This is a genomic window from Mesorhizobium sp. M0923 (genome assembly GCF_040319365.1).
Taxonomy (GTDB): domain Bacteria; phylum Pseudomonadota; class Alphaproteobacteria; order Rhizobiales; family Rhizobiaceae; genus Mesorhizobium.
The window spans coordinates 240,031-259,605 of the sequence record NZ_JAMYNW010000003.1; the positions used below are offsets into that span (position 1 = coordinate 240,031).

At 64.7% G+C, this 19,575-nt stretch carries 19 protein-coding genes and 1 tRNA gene; 4 read left to right on the top strand and 16 right to left on the bottom strand.

Going from position 1 to position 19,575, the window contains the following annotated elements; genetic code table 11:
• The first annotated feature begins 312 nt into the window (after positions 1 to 312).
• The gene (locus NKH89_RS07245) at positions 313 to 1,194 is read left to right on the top strand and encodes a LysR family transcriptional regulator (RefSeq protein ID WP_352480948.1); all 882 of its coding nucleotides are present in this window, start codon (positions 313 to 315) and stop codon (positions 1,192 to 1,194) included.
• A 38-nt stretch (positions 1,195 to 1,232) separates the two neighbouring features.
• On the opposite strand, the gene NKH89_RS07250 is transcribed toward NKH89_RS07245, so the two are convergent.
• From NKH89_RS07250 to rsfS, 8 genes are all read right to left on the bottom strand, one after another.
• Positions 1,233 to 2,489, bottom strand: coding sequence for a D-amino acid dehydrogenase (locus NKH89_RS07250; protein ID WP_352494141.1), 1,257 nt, complete (start codon positions 2,487 to 2,489; stop codon positions 1,233 to 1,235).
• Between the two features lie 138 nt (positions 2,490 to 2,627).
• Entirely contained in the window at positions 2,628 to 3,797 is a 1,170-nt protein-coding gene (gene alr / locus NKH89_RS07255; RefSeq protein ID WP_352908543.1) for an alanine racemase, read from the bottom strand.
• Positions 3,798 to 3,826: 29 nt separating this feature from the next.
• Entirely contained in the window at positions 3,827 to 4,348 is a 522-nt protein-coding gene (locus NKH89_RS07260; RefSeq protein WP_352480951.1) for an RNA pyrophosphohydrolase, read from the bottom strand.
• 1 nt (position 4,349) lies between these two features.
• A complete protein-coding gene (locus NKH89_RS07265; protein ID WP_352908544.1) occupies positions 4,350 to 5,561 on the bottom strand; it encodes a divergent polysaccharide deacetylase family protein in 1,212 nt (403 codons plus the stop codon).
• 198 nt (positions 5,562 to 5,759) lie between these two features.
• Positions 5,760 to 7,085 (bottom strand): S41 family peptidase, encoded by a 1,326-nt coding sequence (locus NKH89_RS07270; RefSeq protein WP_352494138.1) that lies wholly within the window; start codon positions 7,083 to 7,085, stop codon positions 5,760 to 5,762.
• On the bottom strand, positions 7,086 to 8,429 hold the full coding sequence (locus NKH89_RS07275; RefSeq protein ID WP_352908545.1) for a murein hydrolase activator EnvC family protein: 1,344 nt from the start codon (positions 8,427 to 8,429) through the stop codon (positions 7,086 to 7,088).
• 151 nt (positions 8,430 to 8,580) lie between these two features.
• The gene (rlmH, locus tag NKH89_RS07280) at positions 8,581 to 9,063 is read right to left on the bottom strand and encodes a 23S rRNA (pseudouridine(1915)-N(3))-methyltransferase RlmH (RefSeq protein ID WP_023719675.1); all 483 of its coding nucleotides are present in this window, start codon (positions 9,061 to 9,063) and stop codon (positions 8,581 to 8,583) included.
• Between the two features lie 61 nt (positions 9,064 to 9,124).
• Positions 9,125 to 9,502: a ribosome silencing factor gene (gene rsfS, locus NKH89_RS07285; RefSeq protein ID WP_023678068.1), complete on the bottom strand. Its 378-nt coding sequence runs from the start codon at positions 9,500 to 9,502 to the stop codon at positions 9,125 to 9,127.
• A gap of 240 nt (positions 9,503 to 9,742) precedes the next feature.
• Here rsfS and NKH89_RS07290 point away from each other — a divergent pair, with 240 nt between their 5' ends.
• On the top strand, positions 9,743 to 10,600 hold the full coding sequence (locus NKH89_RS07290) for a mechanosensitive ion channel family protein (protein ID WP_023719676.1): 858 nt from the start codon (positions 9,743 to 9,745) through the stop codon (positions 10,598 to 10,600).
• A gap of 29 nt (positions 10,601 to 10,629) precedes the next feature.
• On the opposite strand, the gene NKH89_RS07295 is transcribed toward NKH89_RS07290, so the two are convergent.
• From NKH89_RS07295 to obgE, 5 genes are all read right to left on the bottom strand, one after another.
• The gene (locus NKH89_RS07295; RefSeq protein WP_023719677.1) at positions 10,630 to 11,919 is read right to left on the bottom strand and encodes an MFS transporter; all 1,290 of its coding nucleotides are present in this window, start codon (positions 11,917 to 11,919) and stop codon (positions 10,630 to 10,632) included.
• Between the two features lie 72 nt (positions 11,920 to 11,991).
• Entirely contained in the window at positions 11,992 to 12,579 is a 588-nt protein-coding gene (locus NKH89_RS07300; RefSeq protein WP_031194203.1) for a nicotinate-nucleotide adenylyltransferase, read from the bottom strand.
• A 249-nt stretch (positions 12,580 to 12,828) separates the two neighbouring features.
• Complete coding sequence (locus NKH89_RS07305) at positions 12,829 to 14,115, bottom strand: glutamate-5-semialdehyde dehydrogenase (protein WP_352480953.1); 1,287 nt, start codon at positions 14,113 to 14,115, stop codon at positions 12,829 to 12,831.
• A 13-nt stretch (positions 14,116 to 14,128) separates the two neighbouring features.
• A complete protein-coding gene (gene proB, locus NKH89_RS07310; protein ID WP_023719680.1) occupies positions 14,129 to 15,283 on the bottom strand; it encodes a glutamate 5-kinase in 1,155 nt (384 codons plus the stop codon).
• A gap of 2 nt (positions 15,284 to 15,285) precedes the next feature.
• Positions 15,286 to 16,317 (bottom strand): GTPase ObgE, encoded by a 1,032-nt coding sequence (gene obgE / locus NKH89_RS07315; protein ID WP_352480954.1) that lies wholly within the window; start codon positions 16,315 to 16,317, stop codon positions 15,286 to 15,288.
• A 171-nt stretch (positions 16,318 to 16,488) separates the two neighbouring features.
• Between obgE and NKH89_RS07320 the strand changes: the two genes are divergently transcribed.
• The gene (locus NKH89_RS07320; RefSeq protein ID WP_352480955.1) at positions 16,489 to 17,358 is read left to right on the top strand and encodes an endonuclease/exonuclease/phosphatase family protein; all 870 of its coding nucleotides are present in this window, start codon (positions 16,489 to 16,491) and stop codon (positions 17,356 to 17,358) included.
• A gap of 10 nt (positions 17,359 to 17,368) precedes the next feature.
• Here NKH89_RS07320 and NKH89_RS07325 read toward each other — a convergent pair whose 3' ends face one another.
• The 3 genes from NKH89_RS07325 to NKH89_RS07335 form a co-directional block, all read right to left on the bottom strand.
• Positions 17,369 to 17,956 carry a GNAT family N-acetyltransferase gene (locus NKH89_RS07325; RefSeq protein ID WP_352480956.1) on the bottom strand — a complete coding sequence of 196 codons (588 nt, stop codon included), beginning with the start codon at positions 17,954 to 17,956 and terminating at the stop codon, positions 17,369 to 17,371.
• A gap of 115 nt (positions 17,957 to 18,071) precedes the next feature.
• Positions 18,072 to 18,341, bottom strand: a complete 270-nt coding sequence (gene rpmA / locus NKH89_RS07330; protein ID WP_023678077.1) for a 50S ribosomal protein L27 — start codon at positions 18,339 to 18,341, stop codon at positions 18,072 to 18,074.
• 98 nt (positions 18,342 to 18,439) lie between these two features.
• Positions 18,440 to 19,147 carry a 50S ribosomal protein L21 gene (locus NKH89_RS07335; protein ID WP_352480957.1) on the bottom strand — a complete coding sequence of 236 codons (708 nt, stop codon included), beginning with the start codon at positions 19,145 to 19,147 and terminating at the stop codon, positions 18,440 to 18,442.
• A gap of 338 nt (positions 19,148 to 19,485) precedes the next feature.
• On the opposite strand from NKH89_RS07335, the gene NKH89_RS07340 reads away from it, so the two are divergent.
• Positions 19,486 to 19,575, top strand: a tRNA-Ser gene (locus NKH89_RS07340).

The following is a 19,575-nucleotide window of genomic DNA, read 5'->3' on the forward strand; positions in this document are numbered from 1 at the left end:
TGAAAACGCAACCGTTGTGCAGAAAATAGATAGCGGCGCGCGATTGTGCATCAAATGGCGCAAATGGTAGGGAGTGTACTCCTATCGCTTGGATTGCTGAGTTGAGTTTCTTCACACCCCCCTGTGTCCTGCCGGACATCTCCCCCGCAAGGGGGGAGATTGGCGACTTCGGCCTTACCGCCCTTTTTGCGACGTTGGAGATTGGCGAAAGCCGACCGGACATCCGATCTCCCCCCTTGCGGGGGAGATGGCCGGCAGGCCAGAGGGGGGTGGGCGGGAACACGGCGCTCTTTATCGAAACGGACCATCCCCATGAACTGGGATGACGTTCGCATCTTCCTTGCCGTGGCGCGCGCCGGCCAGATCCTCGGCGCCGCCAGGCGGTTGGAGCTCAATCACGCGACCGTCTCGCGCCGCATTGCCGCCCTCGAGGATGCATTCAGGACAAAACTGTTTCGCCGGCTTACCACCGGCAGCGAGCTGACGCCGGCAGGCGAACGTTTCCTCGAAATCGCCGAACGCATGGAGGGCGACATGATCGCCGCGCGCTCGACCGTTTCAGGCGAAGGCGACGACGTTTCGGGCACCGTGCGCATCGGCGCGCCGGACGGTTTTGGCGTCGCCTTCCTGGCCAGGCGCCTCGGCGCGCTGACCGCTCTGCACCGTGAACTCACCATCCAGCTGGTGCCGGTACCGCGCTCCTTCTCGTTATCCCGGCGCGAGGCCGACATTGCCATCACCGTCGAACGGCCGACGGAAGGCCGGCTGGTGGCGGGAAAGCTGGTCGACTACACGCTCGGCCTGTTCGCGTCGCGGGCCTACGCCGACACGCATGGCCTGCCCGGAAGCGCCGCCGAGCTGGGCCAGCACACGCTGATCGGCTACGTGCCGGACCTGATCGTCAGTCCCTCGCTCGACTACGCGGCCGAATTCAGCGCCGACTGGCGCACCAGCTTCGCCATTTCCTCAGCGCTCGGCCAGGCCGAAGCGGTGCGTTCCGGCGCCGGCATCGGCATACTGCACACCTTCGTTGCCCACTCGATGCCGGAGTTGGTGCCTCTCGATATCGTCGCACCCATCCGCCGCGCCTACTGGCTGGTCTATCATGAATCGGTCAGGCCGCTGCGCCGCGTTCAGATCGTCGCGAGCTTCATCACCAAGGCCGTCGAACGGGATCGGGGATTGTTCGCGTGAGATCTATCGGCCGCTGGCTGTCTTAGCTGCTGGGGGTCTTACTTGGCGTATCGTCCCGGCCCGAGATCGCCGACGTCGATGTCTGGCACCCGGCTGGAGATGATGTCGGCCAGAACCTTGGCCGAGCCGCAGGCCATGGTCCAGCCGAGCGTGCCGTGGCCGGTATTGAGATAGAGATTGGAGAAATCGGTGCGCCCGATCAGCGGCGGCCCGTCCGGCGTCATCGGCCGCAGCCCGCACCAGAAGGTGGCCGACCGCATGTCGCCGCCGCCCGCGAAAAGGTCGCCGACCGAATGTTCGAGCGTGCGGCGCCGCGATTCGTGCAGCCGCATGTCGAAGCCGGAGATTTCCGCCGTGCCGCCGACCCGGATACGGTCGCCGAGGCGGGTGATCGCCACCTTGTAGCTCTCGTCCATCACCGTCGACACCGGCGCGGCGGCGGCGTCCTTGATCGGCAGGGTGATCGAATAGCCCTTGACCGGGTAGACCGGGATGGGCCGCTTCAGCATGCGCATGAACCGCGCCGAATAGCTGCCCATCGCCATCACATAGGCGTCAGCGACCATCCAGCCCTTGCTGGTGCTGATGTTGGTGATGCGATCGCGCTTCTTGACGACGCGCCGTATCTCCGTGTCGTATTCGAAGGTGACGCCGCGTGCCGCGCAAAGCTCCGCAAGCCTGTCGGTGAACATCTTGCAGTCGCCGGTTTCGTCGCCGGGCAACCGCAGGCCACCGACGAATTTCTCGCGCACGCCAGCCAGCGCGGGCTCGGCAGCAATGCAGCCGTCGGGGTCGAGGACCTCATAAGGGACGCCATAGGTCTTCAGCACCTCGACATCGCCGCCGACGCCATCGAGCTGCTTTTGCGTTCGGAAAAGCTGCAGCGTACCCTTGGCGCGCTCGTCATAGGCGATGCCGGTCGCCTCGCGCAGCGCCTTCAGCGTGTCGCGGCTGTATTCGGCCAGCGGCACCATGCGCGCCTTGTTCAGCGCGTAGCGTTCAGCCGTGCAATTGCGCAGCATCTTGACCAGCCATATCCACATATGCGGATCGAGCGCCGGCCGCACCACCAGCGGACCATGCTTCATCAACAGCCATTTGACGGCCTTCAGCGGAACGCCGGGCCCGGCCCAGGGCGAGGCATAGCCGGGCGAGATCTCGCCGGCATTGGCAAAGCTGGTTTCCAGCGCCGGGCCTTTCTGGCGGTCGATCACCGTCACCTGATGGCCGGCCTCGGCAAGAAAATAGGCGGTGGTGACCCCGATCACACCGCCGCCCAGCACGAAGATCTTCATCGCTTAGTTCTCCGCAACGGCGTCTCGTCAGGGTTCGGGTCCGGGATCATCGCCGCCTTCTGTCTGCCGGATTCTGCGGCGTCCGCCAAGTGCCGATGCTGAGGGAAACGACATGCGTGAGGACAACAAGCTTGCGTCCTAGCCATTCACATAGCGCCGGTGGAAGCGGTGGCCGAGGCTGGTCAAGACCTCATAGCCGATGGTGCCGGCCTGGCCGGCTACCTGGTCCACGGTCTGCGACGACGGCTCGATCAGTTCGACGAGGTCGCCGGCCTTCAGCTTGCCGGGCGGCAATGCGGAAATGTCAAGGATGATCGAATCCATCGAAACCCGGCCGATGAAGGGCAGCCGCACATTTTCGAACCAGGCAGCGGAAGCGGCGCGTCGATGCCAGCCATCGCCGTAGCCGAGCGAAATCGTCGCCGCGGCAAGCGGGGCCTTGGTGTGGAAAGTGTGGCCGTAGCCGACACCGGCGCCGGCCTCCAGCATCCGCGTCTGGATGACCTTGGCTTGCAATCGCACCACCGGCAGCATCGGGTTGTCCTTCGCCCGCGTCGGATTGATGCCATAGAGAGCGGCACCCGGACGAACGAGGTCGTAGTGATAGCGCTGCCCGAGAAAAATGCCTGATGAATTGGCAAGCGACGCCGGCGCTCCCGGCAGCATCCGGCGCAGCCGTTCGAATTCCAGCCGTTGCTGCTCGTTGGCCGGTTGCTCGGGTTCGTCGGCGCAGGCGAGATGGCTCATCACGAAGGTCAGTTCGACACCATCGAAAGCCTGCGGATCCTGCGCGATGGCTTTCACCTCCTCGGGCGCCATGCCGAGCCGCGACATGCCGCTGTCGACCTGGACGGCGGCAGGCAATTTATGGCCCACCCGCCCGGCCATCTCGCGCCATGCCGCAAGTTGGCTGGCGCTGTTGACGACAGTGCAAAGCCCCGCCGCAACCGCTTCCCGTTCCGCACCTGGCGGAATGCCGTTCAGCACGTAGATGGCCGGGTCTGAGCCGAGCGCCTTGCGCAGCAAGACGCCGCCGGCCAAATGCGCGACGAAGAAAATATCACAGCCTTCAGCCATCAGCGCCGCCGCCACCGGCGCCGCGCCAATCCCGTAACCGTCGGCCTTGACCACTCCGGCACAGCTGACGCCGCCCAGACGCGCCTTCAGCCGCCGGTAATTCTCACGGACGGCGCCAAGATCGACGGTCAGGATCGCCCCCGCCGCCGCTTCGCTGATCGGCTCACTCGGGGCGCCGGCCTGCGGTAGAGAGACGGTCTGCGGAAGGGATTTGCTGGAGATGTCGGGCATGCCGACCTGGTTTAGCGGAAGGCCGGCGGCTACGCCACCAGGTGCCGGAACGCTGCCACCACGTCTTCGTAGACCTTGCGCTTGAACGGCACGATCAGACCGGGCAGTTCCAGCATCGGCCGCCACGCCCACCGGTCGAACTCGGCCTTGTGGCCACCCGGCGGCGGATTGATTTCGATCTCGCTTTCGTCACCGTGGAAGCGGAAGGCAAACCATTTCTGCGTTTGGCCGCGATATCGTCCCTTGAAGGCGACGCCGACCAGATGGGCCGGCAGGTCGTATTTGATCCAGTGCGGCGCCTCGGCCAGCAGCGACACCGAGCGCATGCCGGTCTCTTCGTAAAGCTCGCGCTCCGCCGCGGGCAGCGGCTCCTCGCCATCGTCTATGCCGCCCTGTGGCATCTGCCAGAGCTGCGTGGTTCCAGCGAATTCGCTGTCCGGCTCGGCAATGCGATGGCCGACCCAGACCATGCCATCGCCATTGAGGACCATCACCCCTACGCAGGGCCGGTAGGGCAGTGTCTCGGCGTCAACGAGCTTGTTCTTTGCCATGTCAGCCTTTTTCCGGATCTATGGCCACCGCCGAAATCGGCACGATCTCGATGCCGCGCTTCTTGGCCTCGGTCACCCAGGACGACACGGTATCGACTGTCAGGTCGAAGGCCGAGCCGATGCCGACGGCAAAGCCTTTCGCCCGTGCCGTCGCTTCCAGCCCATCCAGTTTCTTCAATATGGCGCCGCGGTCCTGCACCGCGTCGATCGCCGTATCGCCGCCGACGAACGGCACGCCGTCCTTCAGCGCCAATTCGGATGCCAGGCTGCGCGCCGACGAACCGTCGTCGACATAGGCCAGACCACGCTTGCCAAGCTCGGCCATCAACGGCCCCATCGCCGTCGCGTCGGCCGAAAAGCGGGCGCCCATATAGTTCATGACGCCGGTGTAGTTGGTCGTTCGCGACAGCGCCCAGCGTAAATTCTTCAAATTCTCGTCCGGCGCCGCTGCCACGGTCAGCGTGTTACGGCCGGGGTTGACGTTCGGATAGTCGAACGGCTCGAGCGGCACCTGCATGATGACCTCATGGCCGCCTTGCCGCGCCACCTGCATCCAGCGGCCGATGCTGTTGCCTTGCGGCGCGAAGGCCAGCGTCACTTCCGCCGGCAGCTTGGCGATGGCTGCCTGCGTGCCGGTCTGCGACACGGCAAGCCCGCCGATGACGAGCGCCACGCGTGCACCGCGTGCGCCGGACCACGGCCGCGCATAGACATCGAACGGGCGCCGGCCGTCGGCGGCGCGGATCGGCAGCGGACCGGTCTCGCTGGCCTCGATCAGCGCCTTGTCGGGAATGTGCGCGATCCTGAGGTTCTGGCCGATCGTCGAAGGGTCGCGGATGACAATGGCCGCCTTGGGCGGACCGTCGCCCTCTTCGGTCTGGACATGGATGATCTGCGGACCGCCCATCTTCCCGCTTGTCGTTTGTTCGCCCGTCTTCTGTTCGCTTGCGTTGCTTGGCGCTTCCGTTGCGGGCGTCGCCTTGGCCGGCGCCGCGGCGGGATCCGCCGCTGCCGGCATCTTCGGCGTCGAAATGGCGACTTCTTGCGGCTTGCGGAACGGCTTGTCGCGCAAGGCGATCGCGCCGGAAACGCCGACCACGGCCAGCACGACGAGCGCGGCCGCGACTGCACCGGCGCTGATCCTGCTGCCTGGGCGCGGCGCCCGGATCGCCTGTCCGAGAGGTCGTTCTATGTCCTTGCCGATATCAGCCAAGCCCGCACCCCCGGCGCGCATCTCCGAAGTGAAACCTCCGGAGGCGCAAATCCAAAATGTCGGCGCGTCCCCTCGCTTCACTGGACGCGCAGCATGCCGGCCGCGGCCCCGAATCAAACTGCCGGAGCCTCGCGGCCCCGGCAGCATCGCATCGCTTCGCTCAGGCAGCCAGACCTGTTTGGCCCGGCTTGCCTGCCCTTATTGGTTCAACACGGCCTTCTGCGGATTCGGTGGGAACGCCGGATCGGTCTTCTGGCCGCGCAGCAGCTGCTCGGCATAGATGAGCTGCAAATCGTCCTTCGGTTCCGGCGGCACATAGGCTGCCGAGCCCGAACCGGTCGTGCCTTCGTCGGCGCCCTTGATATGGCCCTTGAGGTCCGATTCGCCGCGCGTCAGGTCCCTGCCCTGCAGTTCCGCCGGCAGCGGCTGGTCGACCTTGATATCGGGCGTGATGCCCTTGCCCTGGATCGACTTGCCGGACGGCGTGTAATAGAGCGCCGTCGTCAGCCGCAGCGCCCCGTTCTCGCCAAGCGGAATGATGGTCTGCACCGAACCCTTGCCGAAGGACTGCGTGCCGACCACCGTGGCGCGGCGCAGATCCTGCAGCGCGCCGGCGACGATTTCCGAGGCACTGGCCGAGCCGCCATTGACGAGCACGATCAGCGGCTTGCCGCCGACGTCGTCGCCGGCCCGCGCGTCGAAGCGGGTGACGTCCTTCGGATCGCGGCCGCGCGTCGAGACGATCTCGCCACGGTCGAGGAAGGCATCCGACACACTCACCGCCTGGTCGAGCAAACCGCCCGGATTGAGGCGCAGGTCGAGCACGTAACCCTTGAGCTTGTCGTTCGGCACCTGCTTCTTGATGGTGTCGATGGCATTCTCGAGGTCGTCATAGGTCTTTTCGGTAAAGGAGGTGATCTTCATGTAGCCGATGTCGTTTTCGACCCGGAACTTCACCGCCTTTACCTTGATGATGTCGCGCACGACCGTCAGTTCGATCGGCTTGTCGGCGCCCTGGCGCAGGATGGTGAGCTTGATCGGTGTGTTGACCAGCCCGCGCATCTTCTCGACGGCGTCGTTGAGGGTCAGGCCGCGAACCTCCTCGCCGTCGATCTTGGCGATATAGTCGCCGGCGAGCACGCCAGCCTTGGCGGCCGGCGTATCGTCGATCGGCGTGATCACCTTGACCAGGTCGTTCTCCATGGTGACCTCGATGCCGAGGCCGCCGAACTCGCCCTTGGTCTGCACGCGCATGTCCTGCGCTTCTTCGGCATTCATGTAGGAGGAGTGCGGGTCGAGCGAGGACAGCATGCCGTTAATGGCATTTTCGACCAGCGATTTGTCGTCGGGCGGCGTCACATAATTCGCCCGCACCCGCTCGAAGATATCGCCGAAGATCGCCAGTTGCTTATAGGTCTCGGAGCCCGCAGCCTTCGCCGTCGAGCCGGGCGCGCCATAGACCAGGCTCATCGCCGATGCACCCATCAGCGCACCGGCAAACAGAAGCGACAGTTTCCGCATCATTCACGTCCTTCCAGAAAAACGGTCCGCCCACCATGGGGCCGGATCGACGGGTTTTCCATCCTTGCGGAACTCGACATAGAGCTCCGGCGTGGCATTTCCATTCTTCGATGCCGAGGTGCTCGCCACCCGGGCCTCTCCCATCGCGCCGACCGGCTCACCTGCGAGCACCGACTGGCCAGACGCGACGCTGATTCTGCTCATCCCCGCTAGGACGACATGATAGCCGTCACCCGCATTCAGGATCAAGAGTTGACCGTAAGAGCGGAAAGGCCCCGCATAAAGCACGTTTCCATCCGCCGGCGCTGTGACGATGGCTCCCGATTGTGTCGCAACCATGTCACCGAGCATCACCGCGCCGTTACCGTCGTTGGCCCCGAAGCGCCGCTTGATCCTGCCGGTGACCGGCAGCGCGATCTGCCCTTGAAGCGCGGAAAACGGCGCAGCAGCGGTGAGCCTGTTGCTCTCCGGCACCGGCAGCGAGGCCAGTTCCGTTGGCGCCGGGGCCGATGCCGGGCCCTTGTCGGCGTCCACCGTCTTTTGCTCGGCTGCCTTGACCGCATCCGCCGCCTTGCGGGCCCTGTCGGCCTCGAGCGATGCGATCAGCTCTTTCAGGCTGCCGGCCTTGGCCGCCAGCGTCGCGGACCGTTGCTTTTCGGCGGCCAGCGCGGTTTGCGTATCGGCGGCGAGCTTCTGCTTGGCTTCGAGCAGCATGCCGAGCCGCTTTTTTTCCGCCGCCTGCTCGCCGACCGCTGCCGTCAGCCGCGCCCGCTCGGCCTCGATCGAGGCCGTCACCCGCGACTGCTCTTTGAGATCGGCCAGCAACATGTCGGTCTGCTGGCGCAGTTCCGGCACCACGGCACCGAGCAGGATGGCGCTGCGCACCGACGACAATGCGTCCTCCGGCTTGACCAGGATCGCCGGCGGCGGATTGAGCCCCATGCGCTGCAGCGCGCCGAGCACTTCGGCCAGAACGTCACGTCTGGCGGCCAGTGAGGCGCGTATCTTCTGCTCCTGCGCCTTCAGCCCTTCCAGCTTGCCGCCAATGTCCTCGATGTCCTGGCCGAGCTTCTGCTCGGTCATCGCCGACTGGATCAGTGCCGCGGTGATCGAGGCATGGTCCTTCTTGACCGCCGCTATGTCGGCGGCGAGCTTGGCCAGCCGCTCGGACGACAGCGTGATCTCTTTCGATACCTTTTCGTATTCGGCGCGGCTCTGGTCCGGGTCCGGCGCCAGGTCGAGCGTGTTCTCAGCCCGCGCGATCCCGAGCGAAACCACGATCACCGCCGCTGCGATGCCGTAGCGCACGCGCCAGGAGCCCGTTCGTGATTTCCAGTCTTCAGACATTGAAGCCCAACTCTATGCGCGGCTTCGTTAACGAACCATCAACCATGTTCGAGCCCGGCCGCCATCCGCAAACCCCTATGAGCCCAAACTGTCGATGAGCATTGGGGCAGAAATCCGGGCGGCTGGCGTCAATTCGCTGATCGAACCGGCTTCATGAACGATGGTAGGGGTGGCCGGAAAGGATCGTGGCCGCCCTGTAAAGCTGCTCGCCCAGCATGACGCGGACCAGCTGATGCGGCCAGGTCAGCGCGCCGAGCGACACCGTCAGATCAGCCAAGTCACGCAGCGACTGGTCATGGCCGTCGGCGCCGCCAATGGCGATCACCAGCGCCTTGCGCCCGCCATCGCGCAGCAAGCTTATGCGGCCGGCGAAATCCTCGGAGGAAAGGTTCTTGCCGCGCTCATCCAGCAGCATCAGCGCCGTGCCCGGTTGCAAGTGCGTCTGCAGCTTCTGGCCTTCCTCGCGCCGGCGCTCATTGGCCGTCTGCGCGCGGCCTTCGGCAATCTCGGCGATCCCGGCGAATTCGAGGCCTACGGCAGGGCCGCTCTTGGCGAAACGCTCGAAATAGCGGTCGGCCAACTGCTTCTCGGGGCCGGCTTTCATTCGGCCCACGGCATGAACGGTAATCTTCATCCCTGCCTCGGAGAGCCGCTGATGCGTGTCGCACAACGACATGCATCAAGACGAATACGGCTCAGTGGAGGGTCTCTTCCTCAAGATCCGGCGCCTGCCACATCTTTTCGAGATTGTAGAAGTCGCGGACCTCGGGACGGAAGACATGGACGATGATGTCGCCCGAATCGATCAGGACCCAGTCGGCGCCAGCCAGCCCCTCGACGCGCGCCGTGCCGAGCCCGGCATCCTTGAGCGCCTTGAGGAGATGATCGGCGACAGCCGAGACATGACGGTGCGATCGGCCCGACGCGACGACCATGTAGTCGCCGAGGCTCGATTTCCCCTGAATGTCGATTGAGACGATGTTTTCAGCCTTGGAGTCTTCCAGACTGGCAAGGACTGTCTTGATGGCGCGGGACACGGCGTCGTTTACGCTGATCCCGGCCGGCGAAGGCACGATGTCGGCCTTCTTCCGCAGTGCTGTTCTCAGTGTATTTCCTTTCGCAGCAAGAACAACCAAATCACCTTTCAAATCAGGTGACACTGCTTAGATAGGCAGAGTTAGGTTGCAGTTTCAAGACACCGCTCGCAAGCAGACGCCCGGTAACGGCCGAATATGCGGCTTTTCCGGGCCAGAAATTCGGAACCGCCTCGCCCCGCAGCGGTTATCAGCTCATCCACGAACCGGAATCCCGACATGCCGATCGATCCTCAGAACGCCCTCCTCACCGTGCAATCCGGCCTGGCGCAACTCAGCACGCTGATCGTCTCCTACTCGCTTTCGGCGGTCGGCGCCGTCATCCTGCTGGTCATCGGCTACATCGTCGCCGGCCTCGCCGAGCGTTCGATCTATGCCGGCCTCGGCCACGTTCACGGCTTCGACGAAACGCTCCGCCATTTCTTCTCGCAGGTCGTCCGCTACGCCATCCTCGGGCTTGTCGTGATCATGGTTCTCGGCCAGTTCGGCGTGCAGACGGCTTCGATCATTGCCGCCATCGGTGCCGCCGGCCTGGCCATCGGTCTGGCGCTGCAAGGCACGCTGCAGAACATTGCCGCTGGCATCATGCTGCTGGCGCTGCGGCCGTTCCGCATCGGCGAATATGTCGAGGTCGGCGCCATATCCGGTACCGTCGAGGAGATCGGGCTGTTTGCAACAACGCTGAGGACGGTCGAAGGTGTCTACGTGCTTGCACCTAACTCGACCCTGTGGAACCAGCCGGTCCGCAATTTCACCCGCAATGGTGTGCGCCGCGGCGACATCACGCTCAGCATCGGCTCGTGGAACGACATCGATTTCGCGCAAAAGACCATGCTCGGTGTCGCCGCCGCCGACCGGCGCGTCAGGCGGCAGCCGGCGCCGATCGCCTTTGTCGCGACTGTCGGGGACAGCACTGTCGCCATCACCTTGCGCTACTGGACGGCGGCTGCCGATTTCTTCGCCGCCCAGATCGACCTCACCAAGAGTGTCAAGCAGGCGTTCGATGCCGAAGGCCTTTCAATTCCGGCGCCGGCGCCGCAAGCGCCGCAGCCGGAGGCCTCAGCCACGCAGCAATAGAGCATTTGAAGCCAGCCCGCAGATGGCCCTCAAAGCTCTCCGCGCCCGCGCTGATCTTCGGGCGCGAAGGCGAGATCGACAGGCAACGGCGCCTGCGCCGTCATCGGCGCGAAACTGCCGGTCTCGGTGGCGGGCACGGGCCGCACCATGCCGACGCGCCAGAGAACGAACAAGCAGTAGGCGGCGGCAATGACGATTGCCACATAGATGAAGGCCTGCGTGCCATAGATGGCGGAAAGCCCGGTCACAATGCCGGGCACGACGAAGCCGGACAGCGACCAGGCAAACAAGAGCGAGCTCGACAGCGCCACCATGTCGTCCTTGCCGGCGCGGTCGCCAGCATGGGCGCTGGCCAGCGAATAGATCGATTCCGAGGCGCCGTCCCAGACCACGTAGATGACGAGCAGCGTCGCCAGAGCGCCACCGTCGAAACCCAGTGCAAACAGGCCCGCCGCGGCGGCAAGCGCCGACGCCGCGATCAGCACAAAGCGCCGGTCGGTGCGGTCGGAAATCCAGCCGAGGGGAATCTGCAGGATCAGCGTGCCGACCGGCATTGCCGAAAGCAGCAAGGCGACGTCGGCCTGGCTGTAGCCTCTGGCGGTGGCATGGATTGGCGCAAAACCCGAAATCGTCATCGACAGGCCGCCGACGGCAAGCATGCCGGCAACGCCGACCGGCGAGATTCGCCAGGCGCGGCCGAGCGCCACCGACGCCGCTTGCGGCGCCGGTGGCTGCGCGAGCCGCGTCAGCCCGACGGGAAGGATCGACAGCGCGGTGAAGGCAATGCCGATCAGCGGCGCATCGGCCGCGCGGATATCGATCAACGCCAGCGTCGAATAGCCGACGCCGAGTCCGGCGACATAGGCAACGTAGAAGATAGCCATGACCCGGCCGCGGATGGCGTTTGCGACGACATCGTTCAGCCAGCTCTGCGCGACAATGAACAGGCCGCATATGGCAAAGCCGTAGAGCGCCCGTGCAGCGATCCATGGCAATGGGTGCGGCCCGGCGCCGACCGCGGCGTTGGACAGCACGATCAGCGCCGACAGTACCATGAACACGCGGGCATGGCCGACACGCCGCACCAGCGGCCCGGTCAGGATGCAGCCAGCGAGGCCGCCAGCCGAAAGGCCGGTGACGATCAGCCCCGCCCAAGTCGGATCGAAGCCCTCGGCGCCGAGCCGGACTGGGATATAGGCGAACATGAGCCCATTGCCGACGGCGATCAGCGCCATCGACAAGAGGATGCTGGCAATGGCGATCGAGGGCGCCGGCTGCCCTAGACCGTTCTTGTCCTGGTCGCGCTCGAGAATCGTCATGACCGAGGATCGCCCATCAAGCAGGTCAAGGCAGCGGCAAATGCGACATGGCTGGACTTGCCTTCCGCCCCCTCAGCCCTTTGCCACATTGCGGATCGCGCTCGACGACAGCGACGAACGCGGGCCGTGGATGAAGGTCCAGGCCGGCGCGTTCATGCGGGCGAGCCGCGGTGCGTCGCCTTCGTCGACGCGGGCATAGTCGAAAGTCTTGGCGACCACGGACGACAGGAACGACAGCGTCGCACCTGGCCGGTCGACCACCGCGATCGGGAACGTCATCACGATACGGCGCCAGCGCTGCCAGCGGTGGAAGTCGCGAAGCGAATCGGCCCCCATGATCCAGACGAAATCGACGCCGGGGTTACGCGCCTTGACCAACGCCAGCGTGTCGGCGGTGAAGCGGACGTGGTGGGCCGCCTCGAAGGCGGTGACCTTGATCTTCGGGTTCTTGGCGATCTTTTCAGACAGCTGCAGCCGCTCGGCCAGCGGCGCAAGTTCACCAGCGTTCTTGAGCGGATTGCCGGGCGTCACCATCCACCACAGCTGGTCGAGAGCAAGGCGTCTGAGTGCGATCTCGGCGACCAGCGCATGCCCGGCGTGCGGCGGATTGAACGAACCGCCAAACAGCCCGACCGCCACGCCTTTCCCGGCATGCGGCATCTTGAGGTAACGGGAGGATATGGCATGTTCGGACAAGGCAAGCATGCGTCAGGCACCCCCCTCTGCCCTGCCGGGCATCTCCCCCTCAAGGGGGGAGATTGTCAGCTTCAATGACAGCTTGAATTCTGCCCGCCCGGCAATTGGCGAAATCGCGAACGAGAGCTGATCTCCCCCCTTGAGGGGGAGATGTCCGGCAGGACAGAGGGGGGTGGCTGGGCGCAAGGCTTCAGGTTCTTTGAACACAAAGCTTCAAGGCCTCACCTGTCCCGACCCGCGTACACGATATTTGAACGACGTCAGTTGCTCGACGCCGACCGGTCCGCGGGCATGCATCTTGCCGGTGGCGATGCCGATTTCGGCGCCCATGCCGAATTCGCCGCCATCGGCAAACTGGGTCGAGGCGTTGTGCAGAAGGATCGCCGAATCGACCTCGTTGAAGAACCGGTCGACCGCTGTGGCGTCCTCGGCGACGATCGCCTCGGTGTGATGCGAGGAGAACGTCTCGATATGCTCGATCGCGCCGCCAATGCCGTCGACCAGCTTCACAGCGATGATCGCGTCGAGATATTCGGTCACCCAGTCTGCATCGGTCGCGGGCTGGGCATCGGCATAAAGCCTCAGCACCTCGGCATCGGCATGGATCTCGCATCCTGCCGCCCGTAGGGCCTCGAGGATCGGCACCAGGTGCGTGACGGCGACGGCACGGTCGACCAGCAGCGTCTCGGCAGCGCCGCACACCCCGGTGCGCCGCATCTTGGCATTGACCGCGATCTTGACCGCCATGTCGAGATCAGCCGATCGGTCGATATAGAGATGGCAGATGCCCTCGAGATGGGCGAAGACCGGCACCCGCGCCTCCTTCTGCACACGCTCGACCAGGCTGCGGCCGCCGCGCGGAATGATGACCTCGAGATTGCCGGAAAGCCCTTTCAGCATTTCGCCGACGGCGGCGCGATCGGTGGTCGGCACCAATTGTATGGCATCCTCCGGCAGCCCGGCTGCCTTCAGCCCCTCGACCAGGCAGGCATGGATCGCGGCGGAAGAATTCGCTGAATCCGAGCCGCCGCGCAGGATCACCGGATTGCCCGCCTTGAGGCAGAGCGCACCGGCATCGGCGGTCACGTTCGGCCGGCTCTCATAGATGACGCCGATGACGCCTAGCGGCGTGCGCACCCGTTCGATGTGCAACCCGTTCGGCCGGTCCCATCCAGCAATGATTTCGCCGATTGGGTCGCGCAACTCGGCGATCTCGCTGATGCCGTCTGCCATGGCGCGGATGCGGACGGGATCGAGCTTCAGCCGATCCATCGACGCTGCCGATAGGCCAGCCTCCTCGCCATTTCTGATGTCGATTGCGTTGGCGTCGAGGATATCCTGCTCATGCCGAAGGATCGCCTGAGCCATGCCGACCAGCGCCTTGTGCTTGCGCTCGGCCGCTGCGATGGCCAGCGGTCGGGCCGCGGCATGCGCGCGGCGGCCGATATCGGCCATCAGCGCGACGGTGTCATCCCGGGATTTTTCATGCAGCGTCAGCATGGCTCATCCTCCGCTATGTAACCTGGTCACCGACTACTTGCTCACCACCGGCATGGCTCACCACAAGGTCGTCGCGGTGGATCATCGCCGAACGCGCCTCGTAGCCGAGCACGGTTTCGATCTCGGTCGTCTTCAGCCCAGCGATCCTTACGGCATCGGCGGCATCATAGGCAACCAGCCCGCGCGCTATCTCGCGGCCCTCGGGCGACAGGATCGCCACCGTGTCGCCACGCGCAAAATTGCCGCTGACCAATTTGACGCCGGCCGGCAGCAGCGACTTGCCGGAGAGCAGCGCGCCGATGGCGCCGGCATCGACGGTCAGCCGGCCAGCCGGTTCGAGCTGCCCGGCGATCCAGGTCTTGTAACCTTTGACCGGGCTGCTGCTCGGCCGGAAGAAGGTGGCGCGCTCGCCGCGCTCGATTGCCAGCAGCGGCGACAGCCGCGTGCCTGATGTGATGATCATGGCGGTGCCGGCGGCGGTTGCAATCTTGCCGGCATCGAGCTTGGTGCGCATGCCGCCGCGCGACAATTCCGAAGCGGCGGCACCCGCCATCGCCTCAATGTCGGGGGTGATGCGGTCGACGATCGGAATGAACCGAGCGTGCGGGTCACGCGCAGGCGGTGCCGTGTAGAGCCCGTCAATGTCGGAGAGCAGCACCAAAAGGTCGGCGCCCATCATGGTGGCGACGCGCGCCGCCAGCCGGTCGTTATCGCCATAACGGATTTCGGAGGTGGCCACCGTATCGTTCTCGTTGATGACCGGCACCGCCTTCATCTTGAGCAGCGTCGAGATCGTCGCCCGCGCGTTGAGATAACGGCGGCGCTCTTCCGTGTCGCCGAGCGTCAACAGGATCTGGCCCGATTTCAAACCATTCTTGCCGAGCGCATCCGACCAGGCGCCGGCCAAGGCGATCTGCCCGACGGCGGCCGCCGCCTGGCTCTCCTCGAGCTTCAGCGCCCGCTTGCCGAGGCCGAGGATGGTGCGGCCAAGTGCAATCGCACCGGAAGACACAACGAGAATTTCGGCGCCGCCATTGGCCAGCACGGCGATGTCGTCGGCAAGCGAGGCCAGCCAGTCGCGCTTCAGGCCCGTCGTGCGGTCGACAAGCAGCGCCGAGCCGATCTTGACGGCAATGCGCCGATAATTTTTCAGCGATTGCGCGGCCATGGCTATGCGTTCCAGCGCGTCTCGACCGGCGCAGCGACAGCTTCGCGCGCCTTCGCCACCACAGCCATCAGCGCGCGCAACACCGCCTCGACGCCCTCGCCGGTGACCGCCGAAAGCAGCATCGGCGCGCGGCCGGCGGCGCGTTTCAGCGAGGCGGCCTTCTTTTTGCGTGCGTCGGCATCGAGTATGTCGACCTGCGAAAGAGCGACGATCTCGACCTTGTCGGTCAGCCCGTTGCCATAGGCGTCGAGTTCGGCACGCACGGTCTTGTAGGCCTTGCCCGGATTTTCTTCCTGCGCCGAGACGAGGTGCAGAAGGACGCGCGTGCGTTCGACATGGCCGAGAAAGCGGTCACCGATGCCGACGCCTTCATGCGCGCCTTCGATCAGGCCGGGAATGTCGGCAATGACGAATTCGCGCCCGTCGATGCGGGCCACGCCAAGGCCCGGATGCAGCGTGGTGAAGGGATAGTCGGCGATCTTCGGCTTGGCCGCGGTGACGGCCGCCAGGAAGGTCGACTTGCCGGCATTGGGCAGCCCGACCAGGCCGGCATCGGCGATCAGCTTCAGCCTGAGCCAGATATTGAGCTCTTCGCCCGGCAGTCCGGGGTTGGCGCGGCGCGGCGCCTGGTTGGTCGAGGTCTTGAAATGCTGGTTGCCGAAGCCGCCATTGCCGCCCTTGGCCAACAGGAAGCGCTGGCCGACGACCGTCAGATCGCAGATCAGCGTCTCATTGTCCTCGGCAAAGACCTGTGTTCCGGCCGGCACTTTCAGCGTCACGTCGGCACCCTTGGCGCCGGTCATGTTGCGGCCCATGCCGTGCGTCCCGGTCTTGGCCTTGAAATGCTGCTGGTAGCGATAGTCGATCAGCGTGTTTAGTCCGTCGACCGCCTCCACCCAGACATCGCCGCCGCGGCCGCCGTCGCCGCCGTCCGGGCCGCCGAACTCGATGAACTTTTCGCGCCGGAACGACACCGAACCGGCGCCGCCGTCGCCGGAGCGGATGTAGACCTTGGCTTGATCGAGAAATTTCATCGGATTGTATGATTTCTGCTATTGGCTTTGCGGGATTGCTCTAAAGCAAGGCGGGTCGAAGGGCGAGGGCCGTTTTTGCTACTGTAACGTCGCGCGTATCTCTGGACGCGTAGCATTTGGTTGACCCTTGCCGAAAATCGATCTTCGGCTTTCCAAGCGCGAGATGTCGGAATGAAGCTGGTAACTTACAATATCCACTACGGCATCGGCCTCGACGGCCGCTATGATGTCGGTCGCATCGCCGATGCGGTGCGCGGCGCCGACGTGATCGCGCTGCAGGAGGTCACCCGCGCCAACCCGAAGAATGGCGGCCGCGACATGGTGGCCGAGCTCGGCGAGGCGCTGCCCGACTATTTTGCCGTCTACGGCAGCAATTTCGAAGCCGACGCCGGATCGCGCCTGGAGAACGGCCGCGCCATCACGACCACCTTCCAGCTCGGCAACATGGTGCTGTCGAGAACGCCGATCCATCTGTCGCGCAATCTCCTTTTGCCGCGCAGCCGCAGTTTCGAGGCGATGAACTTCCAGCGCGGCGCGCTGGAGGCGCTGATCGAAACGCCGCTTGGCTTCGTCCGCTTCTATTCCACTCATCTCGACCATCGCAGCCCGGTCGAACGCCTGAGCCAGATCCGCTTTCTGCGCGAACGCCTGTTGAACTACCCGCTCGAGGGCGGTGGGCTCTCCGGCGTCGCCGAGATCGGCTTACCGGACTTGCCTTGTCCCGAAGCCTTCGTCGTCATGGGCGACTTCAACATGCTCGCCGGATCGCCGGAACACGTCGAACTCGCCGGCCAGCCTGACCATGAATTCGGCATGCCGGTGACCGCCGACCTCGCCGTCGATGCCGCCGCGCGCCTCGGCGCGGCCGGCACCGATCTCGTCACCTGGGTCGACCCCAAGCGGCCGGGCGATGCCAGCCGCCACAAGCGCATCGACTACATCTTCACCAGCGCCTCGCTTACCAAATCGCTGAGGCGCCTGTGGGTCGACCGGCAAGCGGCCGGTTCGGATCACTTGCCGGTCTGGGTCGAGATGGCGTGAGCCGCATCCATCAAAAATGCACCCAATTCCTGAGGCTGGTCCAGGTCTTGCGATCGAGGCGGTAGCGCTCGACCGGCACCTGGCCGGCAACGATCGAATTCAGCATGCCCTGGCCGGCATACTGGAAGCCGCATTTGTGGATGACCCGGCGCGAGGCCGGATTGATCACCCGCGTCGAGGCGTGCAGCACCTGGATCGTGGTTCTCTGGAAGGCAAGGTCGACCAGTGCGTGCGCTGCCTCCGTCGCGTAGCCGCGTTTCCAGTACGGCTCGCCGATCCAATAGCCGAGCTCCAGCCCGCGATCCGTGGTGTTGAGCCCGGCACAGCCGACGAAGGTCTCGGTGCCGGCCAGCGTCAACGCATAGGCGATTCCGGCCCGGCGCGATGCCGTCATAGCCAGGAAAGCGCGTGCCTCGGCCTCGCCATAGGGATGCGGCATGCGGGCCAGCATTTCCGCGACATGGCGGTTATCGGCGAGCGCCACCAATTGCTCGATGTCGCTTTCACGCGGGGCCCGCATGACCAGCCGCTCGGTGACCAGGACCGGGCAATCTATCGCGTAACTTTCGTCGTCTGTCGCTTCCGCTTCGGCAACCATGTCAGTCCTCCAGGCAAGAAAAAGGGGAGATGGAAACCCATCTCCCCTGATCCATTTCCTGGCTTGGCCAGACACCGGTCCCGAGATGGGTGCCGGTGTTCTCTTGCGGAACCGGCTACTCCGCTGCCTTCGTCATCGGGTTCACCGATACGTAGGTTCGGCCATTGGCTTTTTTGTTGAAGGTGACTGCGCCAGCTTCCAGCGCAAACAGCGTGTGGTCCGTGCCAATGCCGACATTGGTGCCGGGATGCCACGTCGTGCCACGCTGACGAATGATGATGTTGCCTGGAATCACGGCTTCGCCGCCGAATTTCTTCACGCCGAGCCGCTTGGAATGGGAGTCGCGACCATTGCGCGACGATCCGCCAGCTTTCTTGTGTGCCATCTAACTACTCCGATGCGCCGCGAGGCGCCTAAACGATCTTATGAACGCGTTCGCGTTCCGTTTCAAGTCCGATCCGGCGACGATTGCGCCAGTTCGTTCTACTTCTTCGCCAATTCCTTGGCCTGCTCGCGCCAGTCCTTGATCTGGTCGGCGCTGAACGGCATGTGCTCGTCGATCTTGGCGACATCCTTGTCGGACAGCTTGGCGATCTGGGCGAAGGTGGTGATGCCCTGTTCGTTGAGCTGGCCGGCGGCAACCGGGCCGATGCCCTTGATCACCGTCAGATCGTCCGGCTCGCCCTTCGGCGCCTTGAACAACGGCGCGGCGGCTTCGGCAGCCTTGTCCCCGGTCGTCTCGGCCTTGCCTTCCTTCTTCGGCGCAGCCTCTGCCTTGGCTGCGGCCTTCGGCGCAGCTTCAGCCTTCGCCTCGGTCTTGGCGGCAACTTCGGCCTTCGCTTCGGTCTTGGCGGCGGTCTTCTTCGCCGGCTTGGCGCCACCCAGCAGGATCTCGGCGATCCTGACAGTGGTCAAAAGCTGGCGATGGCCGATCTTCCGGCGCGAATTCTGCCGGCGACGCTTCTTGAAGGCGATGACCGTGCGGTTCTTGCCCTGCTCGACGACTTCGGCGGTGACCATCGCACCATCGACGAACGGCGCGCCGAACGTGACGTTCTCGCCTTCGCCATGCGCGAGCACATTGCCGATTTCGACGATGTCGCCGACATTGGCTTCGAGTTTTTCGATCTTCAGGAGATCGTTGGCGGCAACGCGATACTGCTTGCCGCCCGTTTTGATGACTGCGAACATTTTTTGCCTTTCGCTGTTCGGTCGGCCTTGATGAACCGCCTGAGGCGGTTCGGCCGTCTTTTTGTCAGTCTGCGGGTTCAAAAAACAAGCGGCGCGGAAGATCCCTCCACGCCGATTGCGCGCTGTCCCTAACCGAAGGTTCGGCTTGAGTCAAGGCAAGCGCCGCGGGCAAGCTGCGAATGGGCTGAGCCCAGTCCGGCAAACATGGAACATCGGGCACCGCAGCTTTGAACGCAGCACGGACGGGAACCTGCGGCGCCGGGGCAGATTGGCCCTTGTAACCTGCCTGTCCAGCCGTTATCTAGTGCGCCGCGCCGGCAACGGCGGACCATGACCGCGGAGAGGTGGCAGAGTGGTCGAATGCACCGCACTCGAAATGCGGCATGGGTGCAAGCCCATCGGGGGTTCGAATCCCTCCCTCTCCGCCA

Coding starts and splice junctions, on each gene's coding strand:
- NKH89_RS07245 (WP_352480948.1), top strand. CDS start 313: ATGAACTGGGATGACGTTCGCATCTTCCTTGCCGTGGCGCGCGCCGGC.
- NKH89_RS07250 (WP_352494141.1), bottom strand. CDS start 2,489: ATGAAGATCTTCGTGCTGGGCGGCGGTGTGATCGGGGTCACCACCGCC.
- alr (WP_352908543.1), bottom strand. CDS start 3,797: ATGCCCGACATCTCCAGCAAATCCCTTCCGCAGACCGTCTCTCTACCG.
- NKH89_RS07260 (WP_352480951.1), bottom strand. CDS start 4,348: ATGGCAAAGAACAAGCTCGTTGACGCCGAGACACTGCCCTACCGGCCC.
- NKH89_RS07270 (WP_352494138.1), bottom strand. CDS start 7,085: ATGATGCGGAAACTGTCGCTTCTGTTTGCCGGTGCGCTGATGGGTGCA.
- NKH89_RS07275 (WP_352908545.1), bottom strand. CDS start 8,429: ATGTCTGAAGACTGGAAATCACGAACGGGCTCCTGGCGCGTGCGCTAC.
- rlmH (WP_023719675.1), bottom strand. CDS start 9,063: ATGAAGATTACCGTTCATGCCGTGGGCCGAATGAAAGCCGGCCCCGAG.
- NKH89_RS07290 (WP_023719676.1), top strand. CDS start 9,743: ATGCCGATCGATCCTCAGAACGCCCTCCTCACCGTGCAATCCGGCCTG.
- NKH89_RS07295 (WP_023719677.1), bottom strand. CDS start 11,919: ATGACGATTCTCGAGCGCGACCAGGACAAGAACGGTCTAGGGCAGCCG.
- NKH89_RS07300 (WP_031194203.1), bottom strand. CDS start 12,579: ATGCCGCATGCCGGGAAAGGCGTGGCGGTCGGGCTGTTTGGCGGTTCG.
- NKH89_RS07305 (WP_352480953.1), bottom strand. CDS start 14,115: ATGCTGACGCTGCATGAAAAATCCCGGGATGACACCGTCGCGCTGATG.
- proB (WP_023719680.1), bottom strand. CDS start 15,283: ATGGCCGCGCAATCGCTGAAAAATTATCGGCGCATTGCCGTCAAGATC.
- obgE (WP_352480954.1), bottom strand. CDS start 16,317: ATGAAATTTCTCGATCAAGCCAAGGTCTACATCCGCTCCGGCGACGGC.
- NKH89_RS07320 (WP_352480955.1), top strand. CDS start 16,489: ATGAAGCTGGTAACTTACAATATCCACTACGGCATCGGCCTCGACGGC.
- NKH89_RS07325 (WP_352480956.1), bottom strand. CDS start 17,956: ATGGTTGCCGAAGCGGAAGCGACAGACGACGAAAGTTACGCGATAGAT.
- rpmA (WP_023678077.1), bottom strand. CDS start 18,341: ATGGCACACAAGAAAGCTGGCGGATCGTCGCGCAATGGTCGCGACTCC.
- NKH89_RS07335 (WP_352480957.1), bottom strand. CDS start 19,147: ATGTTCGCAGTCATCAAAACGGGCGGCAAGCAGTATCGCGTTGCCGCC.